The organism is Lentzea atacamensis, from assembly GCF_003269295.1.
Taxonomy (GTDB): domain Bacteria; phylum Actinomycetota; class Actinomycetes; order Mycobacteriales; family Pseudonocardiaceae; genus Lentzea; species Lentzea atacamensis.
Genome location: NZ_QLTT01000001.1, coordinates 84,490 through 102,667, shown reverse-complemented (window position 1 = coordinate 102,667; position 18,178 = coordinate 84,490). Strand labels below are relative to the sequence as shown.

Genomic DNA, 18,178 nt, shown 5'->3' with positions numbered 1-18,178 from the left:
ACCGCCGGTTTTCACAGCGGTACCGCGTCCAACGCCTTGTAGATGCGCTTGTCGCTGACCGTGTAGCGGGTGCCGATGGTCTGCGCGAAGTACGACAGCCGCAGCTCTTCGATCATCCAGCGGATCTCGTCGAGCTCGGGCGCGGGTTCGTCGGCGGGTGTCTGCGCGCGCAGTTCCCGGTACTCGGCGTGGACCTCGTGCACCTTGGCGGTCCATTCCAGGTCGCGGCGCGGGTTCTCGGGCAGTTTTTCGATGCGCCGTGAGATGCCTTTGAGGTAGCGCACGAGGTCGGGCAGCCGGTCGTACCCGGTGCTGGTGACGAATCCCTTGTACACCAGCGAGTTGAGGTGGGCGCGGATGTCGGCGGCGGAGTCGGGCGCGCTCTTGAGCCCGGCGAGTTTCAGCTCGGCGTCGTGCGCGGCTTCGAGGACCTTGCGGACTTCCTGGACGACGACCCAGGTGGTGTCGTTCAACGCCGCCTGGACCTTCTTCAGCTGTGCGGCGTAGGCCTTGGCGTCCCAGGCGGGTTCGCCCATGAGCCGGTCGACGGCGGCGGTGATGCAGTCCGAGAGCAGTGCCGCGACGCCGCCGTGCGGGTTGCGGGTCAGGGCGAGCTTGGCGGCGTTGTCGAGGTGGCGCTGCAGGTGTTTGACGGGCGAGTTGATGCCCATCAGCAGCAGCCTGCGCACGCCGCGGCGGTGCGCGAAGGCCTGGCGGCCGGGGGTGTCGAGGACCTTGATCGCGACGGCCGAGCTCTGGTCGACCAGCGACGGGTAGGCGGTGACGGTGATGCCGGACTGCCGTTGTTCGATGGTCCTGGGCAGGGAGTCGAAGTCCCAGGTGGTGAGCCCGGTGCGTTCGAGGTGGCCGGCGGCCTGGCTGAGCGACTCGCGGACCTCGTCGCGCAGTTTCTCCTTCAGCGCGGCGATGTCCTTGCCCTCGGCGAGGGTGCGGTTGTGTTCGTCGACGACCTGGAAGGTGAGCTTGAGGTGGTCGGGGACGGCGTCGAACTGCCAGTCCTCGCGGTGCACGGTGACGCCGGTCAGTGCCTTGAGCTCGCGTTCGATGCCGCCGAGCAGTGAGGTCTCGGCGGGGTTGATGCGGGCCAGCACGGCGGTGGCGACGTCGGGGACGGGCACGAAGTTGCGGCGGATCTGCTTGGGCAGTGAGCGGATGAGCGCGACGACGAGCTCGTGGCGCAGTCCGGGGATCTGCCAGGAGAACGCGTCGTCGTCCAGGGTGGTGAGTGCCGGGAGCGGCAGCTGGACGGTGATGCCGTCCTTCTTGGTGCCCGGTTCGAAGTGGTAGCTCAGCGGGAGGGTGAGCTCGCCCTGCTGCCACTGGTCCGGGAACTGCTCGGGGCTCACGTCGGCGCGGTCGTTGACCAGCATGTCCTTGGTGAAGGTGAGCAGGTTCTTGTTCTTCTGCTTCTTCCACCAGGAGTCGAAGTGCCGGGCGGAGACGACCTCGGGGGCGACGCGCTGGTCGTAGAACTCGAACAGCGTTTCCTCGTCGACGACGATGTCGCGGCGCCGGGCCCGGTTCTCGAGCTCTTCGACCTCTTCGAGCAGGGCCCGGTTGGTGTGGAAGAACTTGTGGTGGGTGGTCCACTCCCCCTGCACGAGTGCGTGGCGGATGAACAGCTCACGGCTGAGCTCCGGGTCGATGCGGCCGTAGTTGACCTTGCGGCCGGCGACGATCGGCACGCCGTAGAGGGTGACCTTCTCCAGGGCGACGACGCTGCCGCGTCTGGCTTCCCAGTGCGGCTCGGAGTACTGGCGTTTGACGACGTGCTCGCCGAGGCGTTCCGCCCATTCGGGTTCGATCTTGGCGACGATGCGGCCCCAGAGGCGGCTGGTTTCGACGAGCTCGGCGGCCATCACCCATTGCGGTGGTTTCTTGGCCAGCGCGGAGCCGGGGAAGATCGCGAACTTGGCGTTGCGGGCGCCGAGGAACTCCGTCATGGGGCGGCGTTTCTCGCCGGGTGCCTGCTTTTTGAGGACGTCCTTGACGCCGATGTGGCTGAGCAGGCCGGACAGCAGGGCGATGTGGATGTTGCGGGGGTCGCCGGGCTGTTCGTTGAGATGCATGCCGATCTGCTTGGCGACCTGACGCAGCTGCAGGTAGATGTCCTGCCACTCGCGCACGCGCAGGTAGTTGAGGAACTCGTTCTTGCAGAGCTTGCGGAACTGGTTGCCGCTCAGCGCTTTCTGCTGGTCTTTGAGGTACTGCCAGAGGTTGAGGAACGTGACGAAGTCCGATTCGGCGTCGACGAACCTCGCGTGCTGCTGGGTCGCGGCCTCCTGGTGGTCGGCCGGGCGTTCGCGGGGGTCCTGGATGGACAGTGCCGCGGCGATGATCATGACCTCTTTGAGGCAGCCGGTGGTGTCGGCTTCGAGCACCATGCGGCCCAGGCGCGGGTCGACGGGCAGCTGGGCGAGCTTGCGGCCGGTCGGCGTCAGCTTCTTCTCGGCGGCGTTGATGGCGCCGAGCTCCTGCAGCAGGCCGATGCCGTCGTTGATGTTGCGCGCGTCGGGCGGGTCGATGAACGGGAACCGCGCGACGTCGCCCAGGCCGATGGCGGTCATCTGCAGGATGACGCTGGCGAGGTTGGTGCGCAGGATCTCCGGGTCGGTGAACTCGGGGCGGGCCTCGAAGTCCTCTTCGGAGTACAGGCGGATGCAGATGCCCTCGCTGACGCGGCCGCAGCGGCCCTTGCGCTGGTTGGCGCTCGCCTGGCTGATCGGTTCGATGGGCAGGCGCTGGACCTTGAGGCGGTGGCTGTAGCGGGAGATGCGGGCGTTGCCGGGGTCGATGACGTACTTGATGCCCGGCACGGTGAGGCTGGTCTCGGCGACGTTGGTCGCCAGCACGATGCGGCGGCCGCTGTGGCGCTGAAAGACCCGGTGCTGCTCGCCGACGCTGAGCCTGGCGTAGAGCGGGAGGATCTCGGTGTTGCGGAGGTCTTCTGCTTTGAGGGCGTCGGCGGTGTCGCGGATCTCGCGTTCGCCGGACAGGAAGACGAGGACGTCGCCGGGGCCTTCTGCCTGCAGTTCGTGGACGGCGTTGATGATGCCCTGGGTCTGGTCGTCCTCCTCGTCGAGCGGCCGGTAGCGGGTCTCGACGGGATAGGTGCGGCCGGAGACCTCGATGATCGGGGCGTCGCCGAAGTGGGCGCTGAAGCGCTGCGGGTCGATCGTCGCCGAGGTGATGACGATCTTGAGGTCGGGTCGCTGGGGCAGCAGCTGCTTGAGGTAGCCGAGCAGGAAGTCGACGTTGAGGCTGCGTTCGTGGGCCTCGTCGATGATGATCGTGTCGTAGCGGCTCAGCGTCCGGTCGGTCTGGATCTCGGCGAGCAGGATGCCGTCGGTCATGAGCTTGACGAGGGTGTCGTCGCCGGACTGGTCGGTGAAGCGGACCTTGTAGCCGACGGTGTCGCCGAGCTTGGTGCCCAGTTCCTCCGCGACGCGTTCGGCGACGGTGCGGGCGGCGATGCGGCGCGGCTGGGTGTGGCCGATCTGGCCGGTGACGCCGCGGCCGAGCTCGAGGCAGATCTTGGGCAGCTGGGTGGTCTTGCCGGAGCCGGTCTCGCCGGCGACGATCACGACCTGGTGGTTCGCGATCAGGTCCTTGATGTCGTCCTTGCGCTGGCTGACCGGCAGTTCTTGCGGGTATGTGATCTTGGGAACGGACTCCCTGCGCAGCGCGACCCTGAGCGCGGCCTCGTCGATCTGGGCGGCGATCTCCTCGACGATCTTCTTGCGGGCGAGCGGGTCCTTGACCTTGCGTGCGCCGTCGAGGCGCCTGGCGAGCCGTCGTTGATCACGCGGCATGAGCTCGGGCAGGCGTTCGTGCAGTTCAGCGAGCGGGGTGTCCATTTGCGCTCAAGGATAGTCAGGCCGTCCGGATCGTTCGCGCCAATAACTGTCAGACCCGCTCGCTAGCGTGACCGGCATGGATGCAGGGGGCTTCTGGAAGCTCGTCGACCACTCCCGGGACAAGACGGCTGACCTGGACGAACAGCGGGCGTGGCTGTGCGGGCGGCTGGCGTTGCTACCGGCGGGTGAGATCGCGGACTTCGCGGTGCGGCTGGACGAGCAGCGGCGCCGGGTGGACACGTGGGCGCACTGGCAGGCGGCCACGCTGATCTGCCGCGGCCTGTGCGGGATGGACTCGTTCTTCTACTTCCAGGCGTGGCTGATCGGTCAGGGGCGGGCGGTGTTCGAGTCGGTGGTCTCCTCGCCCGACGCGCTGGCCTCGGTGCCGCGGATTCAGCGGCTGGCGTCGTTGCGCGTCGACGAGGTCCAGGATGCGGACTGGCCGGACTGGGAGGCGCTGTACCGGGTGCCGGACGACGCGTTCGCTGTGGTGTCGGGCGGCGAACTCGACGATCTGCTCGAGTCTCGCGGACAGGTGCGGGCGTTCGACGTGTCGCCCGGTGGCGAGGAGGTGGAAATGGAGGATCCCGCGGACATCACGCGCCGGATTCCGCGGTTGTGGGCGTTGTTCGGGAAAACGTCGTGATGGGCCGTCCGGACGCCTCCGAGAATTGTCAGACCTCTCCGATAACGTCGCGGGTATGGACCTCGACGTCTTCTGGGGACTGGTCGAACACTCTGCTACCGCTACATCTGACCAGCACGAACGCCGCGCGTGGCTGACGTCGCGGCTGGCTTTGCTGCCGCCTGGCGACATTTGCGGCTTCGAGACGTTGCTGAGCGCGTCTCGTGGCCGGGTAAACACGTTCTCACACTGGCACGCGGCTTATGTGTTGTGCGACGGGTTGTGTTCCGCGGAGCAATTCTTCGGATTCCAGTCGTGGCTGGTGGGGCTGGGCCGGTCGGTGCTCGGCGAGGTCGCCGCGTGCCCGGACGCGTTGGCGGACGTGCCGGCGGTGCGGACGTTGCTGGCGGTCGGCGCCGAGTCGTGGCCGGACAGCGCGTGGCCGTTCTGGCCGGGGCTGGAGCGGGTGGCGCACGACGCGTACTTCACCGCGACGGGGCGTTCGCTGGCCGGGGCACTGGCGGCGCTGGGGTGTGTGCGGGTGACGGACGCGGGCCCGTTCACGGGTGCGGTGTGGGATCTGGACTCGCCGCTGGAGGCCGCGGTGCGGCTGCCGCGGTTGTGGCAGCTGTCGGGCGGGCTGGAGGAGGCGGCGTGAGCAGGGCCGACGGGTGAGCGCCGAAAATTGTCAGACCCCCTCGCTAGCGTGCGCCGGTATGGACCTGAACGCGTTCTGGGATCTGGTCGAGAGGTCCGCGGTGGAGACCTCCGATCAGGACGAGCGGCTGGGGTGGCTGACGGTCGTCCTGACACCGTCGCAGGCCGTGGAGTTCGCGCTGCGCCTGGACGAGGTGCGGCGCCGGGCGGACACGTGGGCGCACTGGCACGCGGCGTACGTGATCTGCGGCGGGTTGTGCTCGGACGACGGGTTCTTCTACTTCCAGGCGTGGCTGGTCGGTCAGGGCCGTGCGGTGTTCGAGTCGGTGGTCTCCTCGCCGGACGCGCTGGCCGATCTGCCGCACGTCCGGTTCCTGGCCTCGCGTGGTGGCGTGCACGCGTGGGCGGATGCGGACTGGCCGGGCTGGGAGGGTCTCGACGCCGTGGCGGGCGAGGCGTTCGACCGTGATCTGGAGTCGGTGCTGGCCTCGTGCGGCCAGCGGGTGCTCGTGTCGCCGGAGCCGGCCGGTGAGCCGTGGGACTTCGCGGATCCGGCGGAGATCTCGGCGCGGATTCCGCGGCTGGGCGCGTTGTTCGGGAAGGTGGCGTGATGGATGTGCCTGTGGATGTCGTCGTGTGGCGGGCTCCTGGTCCGGCGTCGTCGGCGGAGGCCGCGGCCCGGTACGCGGAGCTGCGGGCGTCGCCGCTGGGCGCGTTCGATCCGGCGGTGGCGGCGTTCGTGCGTGAGCTGCGGCAGACCTCGCCGGATCCGGAGTCGCCGGTGTCGTGGGCGGAGGCGCTGACGGTGGGGACGGACGCGGTGATCGTGCACGTGGTGTGGCCGGGCCGGCAGCAGGTGCTGGATCTGGTGGCGCTGCTGGCGGCCCGACACGGCCTGGTGTGTTACGAGCCGGCGCGCCAGGTGGCGATGTCCTGACGCAGCGCGGTCTTCGTGTCCTCGGGTGCGAAGGAGGCGTCGACGCAGTTGAGGGCGATCGCGGCGAGCGTGTCGTCGTCGAAGCCGAGCTCGTCGCGCAGCAGCCGGTACTCGTCGGTGAGCGTGGTGCCGGTGGTGGACGGGATGTCGGTGCTGAGCGTCACGGTCAGCCCGGCGGCCATGAGTTGTGGCAGCGGATGAGAGGAGATGGAGTCGACCAGTCCCAGTGCGACGTTGGACGACGGACACACTTCGAGCGGTATGGCACGCTCCCGCAGCAGCCTGACGACGTCCGGGTCGTCGAGCGCCCGGAACCCGTGCCCGATGCGGTCGGCGAGCCCGACGGTCACCGCTTCGGCGACGCTCGGCGCTCCGCAGCACTCGCCGGCGTGGTGCACGAGGCCGATCCCGGCCTCGCGCGCGGCGCGGAACACGGCGGTGAACGGGGTGAGGGGGTGGTCCTCCGCACCGGCCATCCCGATCGCGACGACCTGCGGGTGCGCGGTCGCGAGCCGAAGTGATGTCTCGAACCGTTCGACCGACCGCTTCCTGGGGTGGTCCACGATCACACGGCATTCGATGCCGTGGGCGGTCTGTCCTGCGGCGAGCCCGGCCAACACCGCCTCGAGCGGCATGTCCGGATCACCGAGCCGTTCCCCGTGCGCAGCCGCGGTGAACGTGACCTCGGCGTAGCGGGTCCCCTGCGCTGCTTCCTCGGCGCAGAACTCGTACGCGATCCGGCTGAAGTCCTCGGCCCGCCGCAGGCAGTCCCGCACCGCGCCGTTGTGCGCGGCGAACTGCCCGAAGTCCTCGAACGTCCCGGTGCGCGCCGGAACGTCCACCCCGTACCGCCGCGCGAGCTCGGTGAGGGTGTCGGCCCGGACGGTGCTCTCCAGGTGCACGTGCAGGTGTGCCTTGGGCAACGCGGCAAGATCACGCATGTGCGGCGACGCTACCCACCGCCGCTGCGCCACGCCCGGCATTTCGCCCGCGTCCAACGGAATTCGGCGCGACAGCGACCGCGCGACGCCGCTAGGTTGCGGGGCCATGCCTGATGTTGTGCAGACGCGCCACGGCGCGACGGTCCTGATGTGCGCCCCGGACGGCCCGCCGATCGCCGATGAGCAGTCCGCCGTGGACTTGATCGGCACGTTGTGGGGACAGGACGTGCAGTGGCTGGTGTTGCCGGTGGCGCGGTTGACCGAGGACTTCTTCCGGTTGCGCACGCGGGTGGCGGGTGCGGTGGTGCAGAAGTTGCAGCAGTACGGGTTCCGGGTCGTGGTGGTCGGTGACATCTCCGGGTTCGTGGCGGAGAGCACGGCGTTGCGCGACTTCGTCCGCGAGTCGAACAACGGGCGGCAGCTGTGGTTCGTCGCGGACGAGGCGGAGCTGGACGCGCGCCTGAGCGCCGCGGCCTGATCACGACGAACCCCTATTGCAAATCACTTGCAATAGGTAGGCTCGCAGGCATGGACATCCGCCGTTCACTGTCGAACCACTCCGGTCCGCGCCGGTCGCCGCACGAGGTGGTGCGCCGCCTCGCCGAGTGGATGACTCCGGGCGTCAGGCCCGAGGATCCGGTGCGGGAGCTGGAGGAACGGGTCGCGGGCCTGCTCGGCAAGGAGCGCGCGTTGTTCTTCCCGTCGGGGACGATGGCGCAGCAGACGGCGTTGCGGGTGCACGCCGAGCGGACCGGCCGGCACGCGTTCGCGGGGCATCCGCAGTCGCATCTGCACGTGTGGGAGAACCAGGGTTACAGCGCGGTGCACGGGTTGCGGTTCCATCCGGTGGGTGACCGCAACGCGCTGCTCACCCTCGACGACCTCGGCACGGTCGGCGAACCACTCGCCGCGGTCGTTTTCGAGCTGCCGCAGCGTGACATCGGCGGGCAGCTGCCGGAGTTCGGCGACCTCGCGAAGCAGACCGGGTGGGCCAGGGACAACGGGGCGGCGGCGCACTGCGACGGCGCGCGGATCTGGGAGGCGCAGACCGGGTACGACGCGTCGCTGCCGGAGATCGCGGCGTTGTTCGACACGGTGTACGTGTCGCTCTACAAAGGACTCGAGGGTGTCCGGGGTGCCGTGCTCGCCGGTGACGCGGAGACGATCGAGCACGCGGCGGTGTGGCGGCGCAGGCTGGGCGGGGCGATCGTGGACGCGTGGCCGCTGGCGGCGATCGCGTTGATGGGGCTGGAGGAGAACCTGCCGCGGATGACGGAGTTCAAGCACCACGGGCAGGCGCTGGCGAGGGCGATCAACGAGGACGGGTTCGCGCACACCACACCGGAGGTCCCGGTCACTCCCCTGTTCCACGTCCATCTGCCGATGCCCCGGCTGCAAACTCAGCTGGCGGCGGAGAACCTCCTGAAGGACGAGGGGATCAGGCTGTTCCTGTACGCGCGGTCGAACCCGGATCCGGGGCGGTGCAGCTTCGAGGTGAGCGTGGGGATCGGGGCGCTGGAGTTCACGCCGCGCGAGGTGGTGGAGTTGATCAGAGGGCTACCATCGCGGGTGTGAGCCTGCCCGAACCCGTCCAGCACGCGCTGGTGCGGGTGTCGCACTCGGTGCTGATCGATACCGACGCGCTCGCGCGGGTGCGTGAGAGGTTCGACGACGAGCAGGCGGCGTCGTTGAGCAGCTATCTGCGCAGTGCGCAGTCGCCGAACACGGTGCGGGCGTACCGGTCGGACTGGATCGCGTGGGCGGGCTGGTGCCAGGCCGAGGGCCGGCAGGCGCTGCCGGCGGATCCGCTGGACGTGGCGGTGTACCTGGCGGCGGCGGCGGACACGGTGAAGCCGGACGGGTCGCCGGCGTTCGGGGCGTCGACGCTGGAGCGCAAGTCGGCGGCGATCTCGGCGGTGCACGCGGCGAACGGGTTGCCGAGCCCGACGCGCAGTGATGTCGTGCGGCTGACGTTGCGGGGTGTTCGCCGGTCGCGGAAGTCGCAGCCGAGGCGGAAGCGGCCGGTGCTGCTCGACACGCTGGAGGCGCTGCTGCGAGAACGCCCGCAGGAGGGTCCCGCGCGAGCCCGGGACGCGTTGCTGCTGCTCGTGGGTTTCGCGGGGGCACTGCGGCGCAGCGAGCTGGCGGGGATCGAGTTCGAGGACGTCACGGTCGATGTGGATCCGCGCACGCACGAGCCGTTGCTGCTGATCCGGCTGGGGACGACGAAGACCGATCAGACGGGCAGGCATCAGCAGTCGGTGGTGTTGCCGCGCGGCAGCAGGCGGCCGACGTGCCCGGTGTGCGCGTTCGCGGACTGGGCGGATGTGCTGGACGGCAAGGACATCACCGAGAACGGGCTGCACCGCTGCCACGGCTACGACGGCGCGCGGCGGCAGGGGGCGTTGTTCCCGGTGATCAACCGGCACGGCGGCGTCGGGGTGAAGGCGATGTCGGGTCGCGCGGTGGCGGAGCTGGTGAAGCGCTACGCGCTGAAGGCGGGGCTGGATCCGGCGCTCTTCGGCGGGCATTCGCTGCGGGCGGGGTTCGCGACGCAGGCGGCGCTGGGCGGGGCCAGTGACCGGGAGATCATGCGGCAGGGCCGGTGGACCAACCCGCGCACGGTGCACCGCTACATCCGGACCGCGAACCCGCTCGAGGACAACGCGGTCACCCGCTTGGGCCTCTGAGTTTGTGAGCCAGGTCTCAGGCCGGGCGGTTAACTCTAAACAAGATCCCCTCCGGTAGGGCTGCGCTACCCGGAGCAGCGGACTGCGCCGTCCGCAGGAGCGGCACGGGACGTTTCCGTTGTGTTTCCACACTGGTTGAGCTGCTCTTTTGTTCCACCATCCGGACAAAATCCGGTCTCCTGACCAGCGAAGCAGCTCAATTCGTGAAGTAATCTCGCATTCTGGGAGTGGCCCTTCCCATGCACTCAGAGCAATACGATCACCACGCCCGGTCATCGAGACGATGGTCGTGCTGTTCCACGGTGGTCGTTCCGGCATCCCTGTAACGCCGGAACGCTCACTCCCTGCACCGGAACAGGAGCGTTCGCATGAAACGCACAACCCTGGGCGTCACGACCGCCCTGATGTCCGCGGCGGTACTCGCCTCCGCGGGCGTCCTGGGGGCCAACGCGGCTCCGCAGCCGGTGAACCCGTTGCCGGCCGGCCAGGAAGCACTGCACGCGGCGGCCGAGCAGGCGGGGACGATCTCCTCCGCCCTCGGCCTGTCCGGTGGCGAACAGCTCGTCCCGCGTGACGTCGTGCGCGACGCCGACGGCACGCACCACTTCCGGTTCGACCGCACGCTCAACGGCCTGAAGGTCATCGGCGGCGACCTCGTCGTCGCCCAGAAGGCCGGCCAGGTCACCGCCGTCACGAAGGCGTCAGAGGCCTCCCTGTCCGGCCTCGACACCTCGGCGCCCGCCACCGCTCAGTCCGGCGCGAAGCTCGTGGTGTTCGCCCTGGACCACGCGCCCGTGCTGGCGTGGGAGACCGTCACGCACAGCATCGAGGACGACCAGACACCGAGCGAGCTGCACACGTTCACCGACGCCAAGACCGGTGAGACGCTGCTGACCTACGACGGCGTCCACGTCGCCGAGGGCACCGGCCAGTCCACCTACAGCGGCACCGTCGGCCTGAGCACGACCCAGTCCGGCGCGACGTTCCAGCTCAAGGACCCGGCACGCGGCAACCAGGCCGTCAACAACCTCAACAACGGCTCTGGCACCGGCACGTTGTTCACCGACGCGGACAACAAGTGGGGCAACGGCACCCACACCGACAAGGCCACCGCGGGCGTCGACGCGGCGTACGGCGCGGCCAAGACGTGGGACTACTACAAGAACGTCCACGGCCGCAGCGGCATCAAGAACAACGGCGTGGGCGCGCTGAGCAAGGTCCACTACGGCAACAACTACGTCAACGCCTTCTGGTCGGACTCCTGCTTCTGCATGACCTACGGCGACGGCGCCCAGAACCGCAACCCGCTGACGTCGATCGACGTGGCCGCGCACGAGATGTCGCACGGCATCACCTCGGCCACCGCGGGCCTGGTGTACTCCGGCGAGTCCGGCGGCCTCAACGAGGCCACCAGCGACATCTTCGGCTCCACCACGGAGTTCCACGCCGCCAACGCCTCCGACGCGGGCGACTACCTGATCGGCGAGAAGATCAACATCCGGGGCGACGGCAAGCCGTTGCGCTACATGGACAAGCCCTCCAGGGACGGCCGCAGCCTCGACTACTGGTCGCCCAGCGCCGGCAACGTCGACGTGCACTACTCCTCGGGCATCGCCAACCACTTCTTCTACCTGCTGTCGGAGGGCAGCGGCCAGAAGACGATCAACGGCGTCGCCTACGACTCCTCCACCTACGACAACCAGCCCGTCACCGGCATCGGCCGCGCCAAGGCCGAGAAGATCTGGTACCGCGCGCTGACCACGAAGTTCACCTCCAGCACCAAGTACGCGGCGGCCCGCACGGGCACGCTCGCGGCGGCGGCCGACCTCCATGGCGCGAGCAGCGCCGAGTACACGGCGGTCAACCGTGCCTGGGCCGCGGTGAACGTCAAGTAAGGACCCGCCACCGAAAGAAGCGCCGAGGTCCGGACCGACCCCCTGCACGGTCCGGGCCTCGGCACATTTCGCTCGCCCGAGCCCGCTCAGGGCTCCAGATCGGTGGCCGCCAGGAACGACCCGTCCATGTAGAACGGCACCGACTCGTGCTCGTGCGTCACCAGCCACCGCCCGTCCCGGCGCCGCAGCCCCACGGTCTTGCGCATCCACATGGAGAAACCCTCGGGGTAACCGACCGGCACCGCCGCCAGCCGCGCCAGCCCGTGCACGAACGCCACGTCACCGGACACCGCCACCGACAGGTCCCGGTGCTCCAGGGTGATCGGCCCGGTGAACCCGGCCATCCAGCCGGCCAGCGCCTCCGGGTCGCGGGCGTCCAGGCCGGTGTTGCGCAGCGGCGGCGCCAGCGTGCACGTCACCGCGTCGTCGGCGTAGCGCGCGACGATGCGGGCCGGGTCGCGCAGGCGCATGCCCTCCTCCTGCCCGGTGAACAACGCGCGGATCGCGGTTTCGTCCTGCACCAGCGTGTGAGTCATCGCGGAAACCTCCGTCTCGAAGTGACACCCCGGTGTCGAAGCACGGCCCGCGGTCTCGACATGGCGGTGAGAAGATTTTTCGAGCCAGCCGACGAGCCTGGAGGCCGGAAGTGAAGTACCTGATCCTGATCTACAGCAACCCGAAGTCGCGGGCGGCGTGGGAGAAGCTGACCGAAGAGCAGCAGATGGAGTTCGGCCAGGCCCACTACGACCTCACCGACAAGCTGCGCGCCTCCGGGGAGCTGATCGTCAGCGAAGGCCTCCCCGGACCGGAGACCGGCAAGGGCGTGAGCATCCGGGGCGGCGAGGTCGTGGTCACCGACGGGCCGTTCGCCGAGGCCAAGGAGTACCTGGCCGGCTTCTACCTGGTCGAGGCCGACACCATCGACCAGGTCATCGCCCACGCCGCGACGCTGCCCGACGCCCACAACGACGGCATCGAGGTCCGGCCCGTCTGGGACATGTCGATGCTGGACGACATGTGAGGCTCACGCCAGAGATCGAGGGCCTGCTGCGCGAACTGGCGCCGCAGGTCCTCGGCGTGCTCGTCCGCCGCCACGGGCAGTTCGACGTGTGCGAGGACGCCGTGCAGGAAGCACTGCTCGGCGCAGCACAGCAGTGGCCGGTCGAGGGCGTCCCGGACAACCCCAAGGGCTGGCTGATCACCGCGGCGAGCCGCCGGTGGATCGAGCAGTACCGGTCCGACACGGCACGGCGCCAGCGCGAGGAGAAAGTCGTCGCGCTCACGCCTCCCCCGCCGGATCCGGCGCCCGCGCAGGACGACACGCTCACAATCCTGGCGTTGTGCTGCCACGAGAGCCTCACGACGGCCTCGCAGATCGCGCTCACGCTCCGCGCGGTCGGAGGTCTCACCACCGCGGAGATCGCGCGGGCGTTCCTCGTACCGGAAGCGACTGTGGCGCAACGGATCAGCCGCGCGAAGCAGAAGATCAAAGGCGCGAAGTTCCGGGCGCCGCAGGACCTGACGGCGGTCCTGCACGTGCTCTACCTGATCTTCACCGAGGGCTCCACCGCGAGCTCCGGAGACGACCTCGTCCGCGTCGACCTCACCGCCGAAGCGATCCGCCTGACCCGGCAACTCCATCGCAGGAGGCCCGACGACGGCGAGGTCACCGGGTTGCTGGCGTTGATGCTGCTCACCGACGCCCGCCGGCCCGCCCGCACCGACGACAACGGCGCGCTGGTCCCGCTCACCGAACAGGACCGCTCGAAGTGGGATGCCCACGCCATCGCCGAGGGCACCGAGCTCATCCGCACAGCGCTGAAAACCGCGGAGATCGGCCCGTACCAGCTGCAGGCGGCGATCGCGGCCGTGCACGCCGAGGCCAAGACCGCGGAAGACACCGACTGGCACGAGATCCTCGGCCTCTACGAGCTGCTCACCGTGATCGCTCCCGGCCCGATGGTCGCGCTGAACCGGATCGTCGCGGTCGCGATGGTCCACGGACCGGACAAGGCGCTGCAGGAACTCTCCACACTGGACCTCGACCACTACCGCGTCCACGCCGTGAAAGCACATCTCCTCGACCTGCAAGGACAACACGAACAGGCCCGGCAGGAGTACGAGCGGGCGGCGAAGCGGACGCTGAGCGTGCCGGAACAGCGCTACCTCAGGTCCCGGTCGCGCCGCCCACGGTAGCGTCCGACGACGGCTCCTCCTGCGGCGGCGCCGCGGGCACCACCCCCGTCAGATCGCCACCGTTGTCGTTGACGCGCAACACGAACGGCCGCGTCTGCGTGTACTGCACCACGGAGATGGAACACGGGTCGACGACGATGCGCTGAAAACCGTCCAGGTGCACGCCCAGCGCGTCCGCGAGAATGGCCTTGATCACATCGCCGTGCGAGCACAGCACCCACACCGCGCCCGGCCCGTGTTCGTCGGTGACCCTGGCGTCGTGCGCGCGCACCGCGGCGACCGCACGCGCCTGCACGAACGCGAGCCCCTCACCGTCCGGGAAGATCGCAGCGGACGGATGCTGCTGCACGACCGCCCACAAAGGCTCGTTCAGCAGGTCCTTGAGCGCCTTCCCGGTCCACGCGCCGTAGTCCACTTCGGACACGTCCGGCTCCGCGACCGCTTCCAGGGCACGATCCGCCAGCAACGGCGCCAGCGTCTCCTCACAACGCTGCAGAGGAGACGACACGACCGCGCTCACCGGAATGTCCTTCAACCGGCCGACGAGTGCGGCGGCCTGCGCCCGCCCGCGTTCGTCCAACCCGACACCCAGCGATCGCCCGGCGAGCACACCGGAACCGTTGGCGGTGGAACGAGCGTGTCGGAGCAGGATCACGGTGGCCACGCCACCCACCTTAGATCGGTTGCAGCAATCCCATCGACAGCAGCCCCATCAGCACCAGGCCCAGCATCAGCCGGTACCACACGAACGCCGAGTAGGAGTGCTTCGACACGTACTTCAACAACCACGCGATCGTGGCGTAACCCACCACGAACGAGATCAGCGTCGCCACGATCATCTGCGGGATCGACGCCTGCACACCCTCACCGGTGCGCTCCAGCACGTCCGGAATGGAGAACAACCCCGCACCGAACACCGCCGGAATCGCCAGCAGGAACGAGTACCGCGCCGCCGCCTCACGCGTCAGACCCAGGAACAGACCCGCGGTCAGGGTGCCACCGGAACGCGACACGCCCGGGATGAGCGCCAGCGCCTGCGCCAGGCCCATCCCGATCGCGTCCTTCATCCGCAGCTCGTCACGCTGGTGCTTCGCGAGCTGGTCGGCGAGACCCAGCAGCAGACCGAACACCACCAGCATCGTCGCCGTGATCCACAGGTTGCGCGCCGACGTCCGGATCTCGTCCTTCAGCAGGTAACCGAGGATGGAGATCGGCACGGAACCGATGATCACGTACCAGGCGAGCTTGTAGTCCTTCTCCTTGCGCGCTTCCGCGCTGAAGAGGCCGCGGAACCAGGCGCCGATGAACCGCCCGATGTCCTTGGCGAAGTAGATCAGCACCGCCACCTCGGTACCCAGCTGGATGACCGCGGTGAACGAAGCGCCCGCGTCGTTGCCGAAGAACAGCGTCGACGTGATGCGCAGGTGCGCACTGCTGGAAATCGGCAGGAATTCCGTCAGTCCTTGGACCAGTCCGAGGACCAGAGCCTGCAACCAGCTCAACTACCCACTCCTGCCAGATCCAGAGCTTCGGCCGCGGTGCGAAGGCCCGCGATCCCCTGCTCGAGATCTTGCAGCATCGGCGAAACGGACAGCGTGGTGACCCCCGCGGCGGCGAGGGCCTTCATCTTGTCTGCTATGCGCTCCTTCGGGCCCAGCAGCGACGTCGCGTCCAGGAACTCCAGCGGGATCGCCGCCATGGCACCGGCGTAGTCGCGGGCCAGGTACTTCTCCTGGATCTCCTCGGCCTGAGCCGGGAAACCCATGCGCACCATCAGGTTGTTGTAGAAGTTCTGCTTACGCGACCCCATACCGCCCACGTACAGCGCGGTGTAGGCACGGACCGGGTCAGCGCACGCCTTCCAGTCGTCACCGACGATCAACGGCACGGTCGGAACGACGTCGAACCCGTCCATCGTCTTCCCGGCCTTCTCCCGGCCGGCCTTCACGCTCGCCAGCGACTCCGCGGAGTACTCCGGCGAGAAGAAGATCGCCAGCCACCCGTCCGCGATCTCGCCCGTCAGCTCCAGGTTCTTCGGACCCACCGAAGCCAGGTAGATCGGGATCCGCTCACGCACCGGATGCACCGTCAGCTGCAACGCCTTGCCGGGACCGTCGGGCAGCGGCAACGTGTAGTGCTCACCCTCGAACCGCAGCTTCTCGCGGGACAACGCCCGCCTCACGATCTCCACGTACTCACGCGTGCGCGCCAGCGGCTTGTCGAACCGCACACCGTGCCAGCCCTCCGACACCTGCGGACCCGACACGCCGAGACCCATGCGGAACCGGCCACCCGACAGGGTGTCCAGCGTCGCCGCGGTCATCGCCGCCATCGCCGGCGTCCGCGCCGGAATCTGGAAGATCGCGCTACCGACGTCGATCCGTTCGGTCTGCGCGGCCACCCACGAGAGCACCGTAGGCGCGTCGGAGCCGTAGGCCTCCGCGGCCCACACCACCGAAAAGCCGAGCCGGTCGGCCTCTTTGGCCAGCTCCAGGTTCGCGGCGTCGTTGCCGGCGCCCCAGTATCCGAGGTTCAATCCGAGCTTCACGGGCGAGACCCTACCGGTCAGTAACACCGATTGCCAGGCTCAGCCGATGATCACCCCTTAGCATCGCGCACGTGGAACAGCGATACCTCGGCCGCAGCGGCCTCCGCGTGTCCAGGACGGCACTGGGCACGATGACATGGGGCCGCGACACCGACGCGGACGAGGCCGCCACCCAGCTCATGGCCTTCGCCGACGCCGGCGGCACCCTCATCGACACCGCCGACGTCTACACCGACGGCGAAGCAGAACGCATCCTCGGCGGCCTCCTGAGCGAAGTCGTCCCCCGCGACGAACTCGTCATCGCCACCAAAGCAGTCGCCCGCCGCACCGAAGGCCCCTTCGGCGGAGGCGCCTCACGCGGCGCACTCCTCACCGCACTGGACGGATCACTGCGACGCCTCGGCATCGACCACATCGACCTGTGGCAACTGCACGCCTGGGACGCGGGCGTACCGATCGAGGAGACACTGTCCGCCCTCGACCACGCCATCACCTCCGGCAAGGTCCGCTACGCCGGCGTCTCCAACTACAGCGGCTGGCAACTCGCCACCGCCGCCCTCACACCCACCACGTTCCGGCTGATCTCCACCCAGGTCGAGTACTCACTGCTGGAACGCGGCATCGAACGCGAAGTAGCCCCCGCCGCCGCCCACCACGGCATCGGACTCCTGCCCTGGGCACCACTCGGCCGCGGAGTCCTCACCGGCAAGTACCGCAACGGCACACCACCGGACTCCCGCGGCGCATCCCCGCACTTCGCCGGCTACGTCGAACAACACCGCAACGAACGCGCCGCCCGCATCGTGCAAGCCGTCGCCACCGCCGCCGACGGACTCGGCACCTCGGCGCTGTGCGTGGCCCTGGCCTGGGTCCGCGACCGGCCAGGAGTGGTCGCACCCGTGGTGGGCGCCCGCGACACCAACCAGCTGATCGCCTCCCTCGAAACCGAACAGCTGACACTCCCACCCGCCATCCGGGCCGCACTCGACGACGTCAGCGCCGTCGAACTCGGCTACCCCGAACGCCCCATGCCCTGAACCGTTCCAGCACAACCCCGCAGCATTGGGCCGAACGGACCAGGGCTACGTTGCCCGCCGTGCCCGGATTGACACGCCGCGCGTTCGTCGGCCTCTCCGCGACCGCCCTGGTCACCACACCCGCCGCCACCGCCGGAACCACAGCAGCCGACGACGCCTGGAACCGCCTCCTCGAAGGCAACCAGCGCTTCGTCGAAGGCCGCCAGGTCCACCCCCACGCCACCGGCCACTGGCGCGAACAACTCGTCGACGGCCAGCACCCCTTCGCCTGCGTCCTCGGCTGCGCGGACTCCCGCGTCCCACCCGAGATCGTCTTCGACGACGGCCTCGGCGACATCTTCACCATCCGCGCCGCCGGCGAGGTCCTCGACTCCAGCGTCGTCGGCAGCATCGAATACGCCGTCGAGCACCTGCACGTGCCGCTCGTCGTCGTGCTCGGCCACGCCGGCTGCGGCGCCGTCAGCGCCACCATCGACGTCGTCCGCGGAAAAGGCCACGTCACCGGCGACATCAGCACCCTCGTCCGCACCATCGAACCCGCTGTCCGCGCCACCGCCCCGCGAGCCGACGACCGCTCGTTCCTCGCCGCGTGCGTCGCCGAGCAAGCCCTCCGCACCACCGCCATCCTGCAAGAACGCAGCGTCATCATCCGCGAGGCCGTGACCAGGGGCGCCCTTGGTGTCGTTGCGGCTTTTTATGACTTGAGCTCGGGCAGGGTCGTGCGACTTGACGGGATTTAATTTTAGTCTGCACTGAAGCTATAGAAATAGCTGC

General features: G+C 68.9%; 18 protein-coding genes. 12 read left to right on the top strand and 6 right to left on the bottom strand.

The window, feature by feature from the left end; genetic code table 11:
- Positions 1 to 11 precede the first annotated feature (11 nt).
- A complete protein-coding gene (gene hrpA / locus C8D87_RS00485) occupies positions 12 to 3,878 on the bottom strand; it encodes an ATP-dependent RNA helicase HrpA (protein WP_112225115.1) in 3,867 nt (1,288 codons plus the stop codon).
- 76 nt (positions 3,879 to 3,954) lie between these two features.
- On the opposite strand from hrpA, the gene C8D87_RS00480 reads away from it, so the two are divergent.
- From C8D87_RS00480 to C8D87_RS00465, 4 genes are read left to right on the top strand one after another with little or no spacing between them, the layout of a single operon-like run.
- A complete protein-coding gene (locus C8D87_RS00480) occupies positions 3,955 to 4,524 on the top strand; it encodes a DUF4240 domain-containing protein (protein WP_146771585.1) in 570 nt (189 codons plus the stop codon).
- A 55-nt stretch (positions 4,525 to 4,579) separates the two neighbouring features.
- Positions 4,580 to 5,161, top strand: coding sequence for a DUF4240 domain-containing protein (locus C8D87_RS00475; protein ID WP_170166266.1), 582 nt, complete (start codon positions 4,580 to 4,582; stop codon positions 5,159 to 5,161).
- A 58-nt stretch (positions 5,162 to 5,219) separates the two neighbouring features.
- Positions 5,220 to 5,771, top strand: coding sequence for a DUF4240 domain-containing protein (locus C8D87_RS00470; protein WP_112225112.1), 552 nt, complete (start codon positions 5,220 to 5,222; stop codon positions 5,769 to 5,771).
- On the top strand, positions 5,771 to 6,097 hold the full coding sequence (locus tag C8D87_RS00465) for a hypothetical protein (RefSeq protein ID WP_146771584.1): 327 nt from the start codon (positions 5,771 to 5,773) through the stop codon (positions 6,095 to 6,097). The genes C8D87_RS00470 and C8D87_RS00465 overlap by 1 nt, the downstream gene beginning before the upstream one ends.
- On the opposite strand, the gene add is transcribed toward C8D87_RS00465, so the two are convergent.
- Positions 6,064 to 7,038, bottom strand: a complete 975-nt coding sequence (gene add / locus C8D87_RS00460; RefSeq protein ID WP_112226182.1) for an adenosine deaminase — start codon at positions 7,036 to 7,038, stop codon at positions 6,064 to 6,066. The two genes, C8D87_RS00465 and add, sit on opposite strands and share 34 nt — an antisense overlap.
- 106 nt (positions 7,039 to 7,144) lie before the next feature.
- On the opposite strand from add, the gene C8D87_RS00455 reads away from it, so the two are divergent.
- The 4 genes from C8D87_RS00455 to C8D87_RS00440 all read left to right on the top strand — a co-directional run bounded on the left by C8D87_RS00455 (position 7,145) and on the right by C8D87_RS00440 (position 11,623).
- Entirely contained in the window at positions 7,145 to 7,516 is a 372-nt protein-coding gene (locus C8D87_RS00455; RefSeq protein WP_109642483.1) for a DUF4180 domain-containing protein, read from the top strand.
- 50 nt (positions 7,517 to 7,566) lie between these two features.
- Positions 7,567 to 8,613 (top strand): threonine aldolase family protein, encoded by a 1,047-nt coding sequence (locus C8D87_RS00450; RefSeq protein WP_112225110.1) that lies wholly within the window; start codon positions 7,567 to 7,569, stop codon positions 8,611 to 8,613.
- Positions 8,610 to 9,728, top strand: coding sequence for a site-specific integrase (locus C8D87_RS00445; protein ID WP_233442004.1), 1,119 nt, complete (start codon positions 8,610 to 8,612; stop codon positions 9,726 to 9,728). Before C8D87_RS00450 ends, C8D87_RS00445 begins: the two co-directional genes overlap by 4 nt.
- 368 nt (positions 9,729 to 10,096) lie before the next feature.
- Complete coding sequence (locus tag C8D87_RS00440; protein ID WP_112225109.1) at positions 10,097 to 11,623, top strand: M4 family metallopeptidase; 1,527 nt, start codon at positions 10,097 to 10,099, stop codon at positions 11,621 to 11,623.
- Positions 11,624 to 11,709: 86 nt separating this feature from the next.
- Here the strand turns inward: C8D87_RS00440 and C8D87_RS00435 are convergent, their stop codons facing one another.
- Positions 11,710 to 12,159 (bottom strand): YybH family protein, encoded by a 450-nt coding sequence (locus tag C8D87_RS00435; RefSeq protein WP_112225108.1) that lies wholly within the window; start codon positions 12,157 to 12,159, stop codon positions 11,710 to 11,712.
- Positions 12,160 to 12,269: 110 nt separating this feature from the next.
- On the opposite strand from C8D87_RS00435, the gene C8D87_RS00430 reads away from it, so the two are divergent.
- A complete protein-coding gene (locus C8D87_RS00430; protein WP_112225106.1) occupies positions 12,270 to 12,644 on the top strand; it encodes a YciI family protein in 375 nt (124 codons plus the stop codon).
- Positions 12,641 to 13,819 (top strand): RNA polymerase sigma factor, encoded by a 1,179-nt coding sequence (locus C8D87_RS00425; protein WP_233441832.1) that lies wholly within the window; start codon positions 12,641 to 12,643, stop codon positions 13,817 to 13,819. Before C8D87_RS00430 ends, C8D87_RS00425 begins: the two co-directional genes overlap by 4 nt.
- On the opposite strand, the gene C8D87_RS00420 is transcribed toward C8D87_RS00425, so the two are convergent.
- Genes C8D87_RS00420 through C8D87_RS00410 form a run of 3 tightly spaced genes read right to left on the bottom strand, consistent with a single transcriptional unit; the run spans position 13,791 to position 16,367 of the window.
- On the bottom strand, positions 13,791 to 14,483 hold the full coding sequence (locus C8D87_RS00420) for a histidine phosphatase family protein (protein ID WP_215732118.1): 693 nt from the start codon (positions 14,481 to 14,483) through the stop codon (positions 13,791 to 13,793). The genes C8D87_RS00425 and C8D87_RS00420 overlap by 29 nt on opposite strands.
- Positions 14,484 to 14,493: 10 nt before the next feature.
- The gene (locus C8D87_RS00415; RefSeq protein WP_112225105.1) at positions 14,494 to 15,321 is read right to left on the bottom strand and encodes an undecaprenyl-diphosphate phosphatase; all 828 of its coding nucleotides are present in this window, start codon (positions 15,319 to 15,321) and stop codon (positions 14,494 to 14,496) included.
- The gene (locus C8D87_RS00410) at positions 15,318 to 16,367 is read right to left on the bottom strand and encodes an LLM class F420-dependent oxidoreductase (protein WP_112225102.1); all 1,050 of its coding nucleotides are present in this window, start codon (positions 16,365 to 16,367) and stop codon (positions 15,318 to 15,320) included. Before C8D87_RS00410 ends, C8D87_RS00415 begins: the two co-directional genes overlap by 4 nt.
- 71 nt (positions 16,368 to 16,438) lie before the next feature.
- Here C8D87_RS00410 and C8D87_RS00405 point away from each other — a divergent pair, with 71 nt between their 5' ends.
- Positions 16,439 to 17,404: an aldo/keto reductase gene (locus C8D87_RS00405; RefSeq protein ID WP_112225100.1), complete on the top strand. Its 966-nt coding sequence runs from the start codon at positions 16,439 to 16,441 to the stop codon at positions 17,402 to 17,404.
- A 59-nt stretch (positions 17,405 to 17,463) separates the two neighbouring features.
- Positions 17,464 to 18,144: a carbonic anhydrase gene (locus C8D87_RS00400; RefSeq protein ID WP_170166265.1), complete on the top strand. Its 681-nt coding sequence runs from the start codon at positions 17,464 to 17,466 to the stop codon at positions 18,142 to 18,144.
- Positions 18,145 to 18,178: the final 34 nt, after the last annotated feature.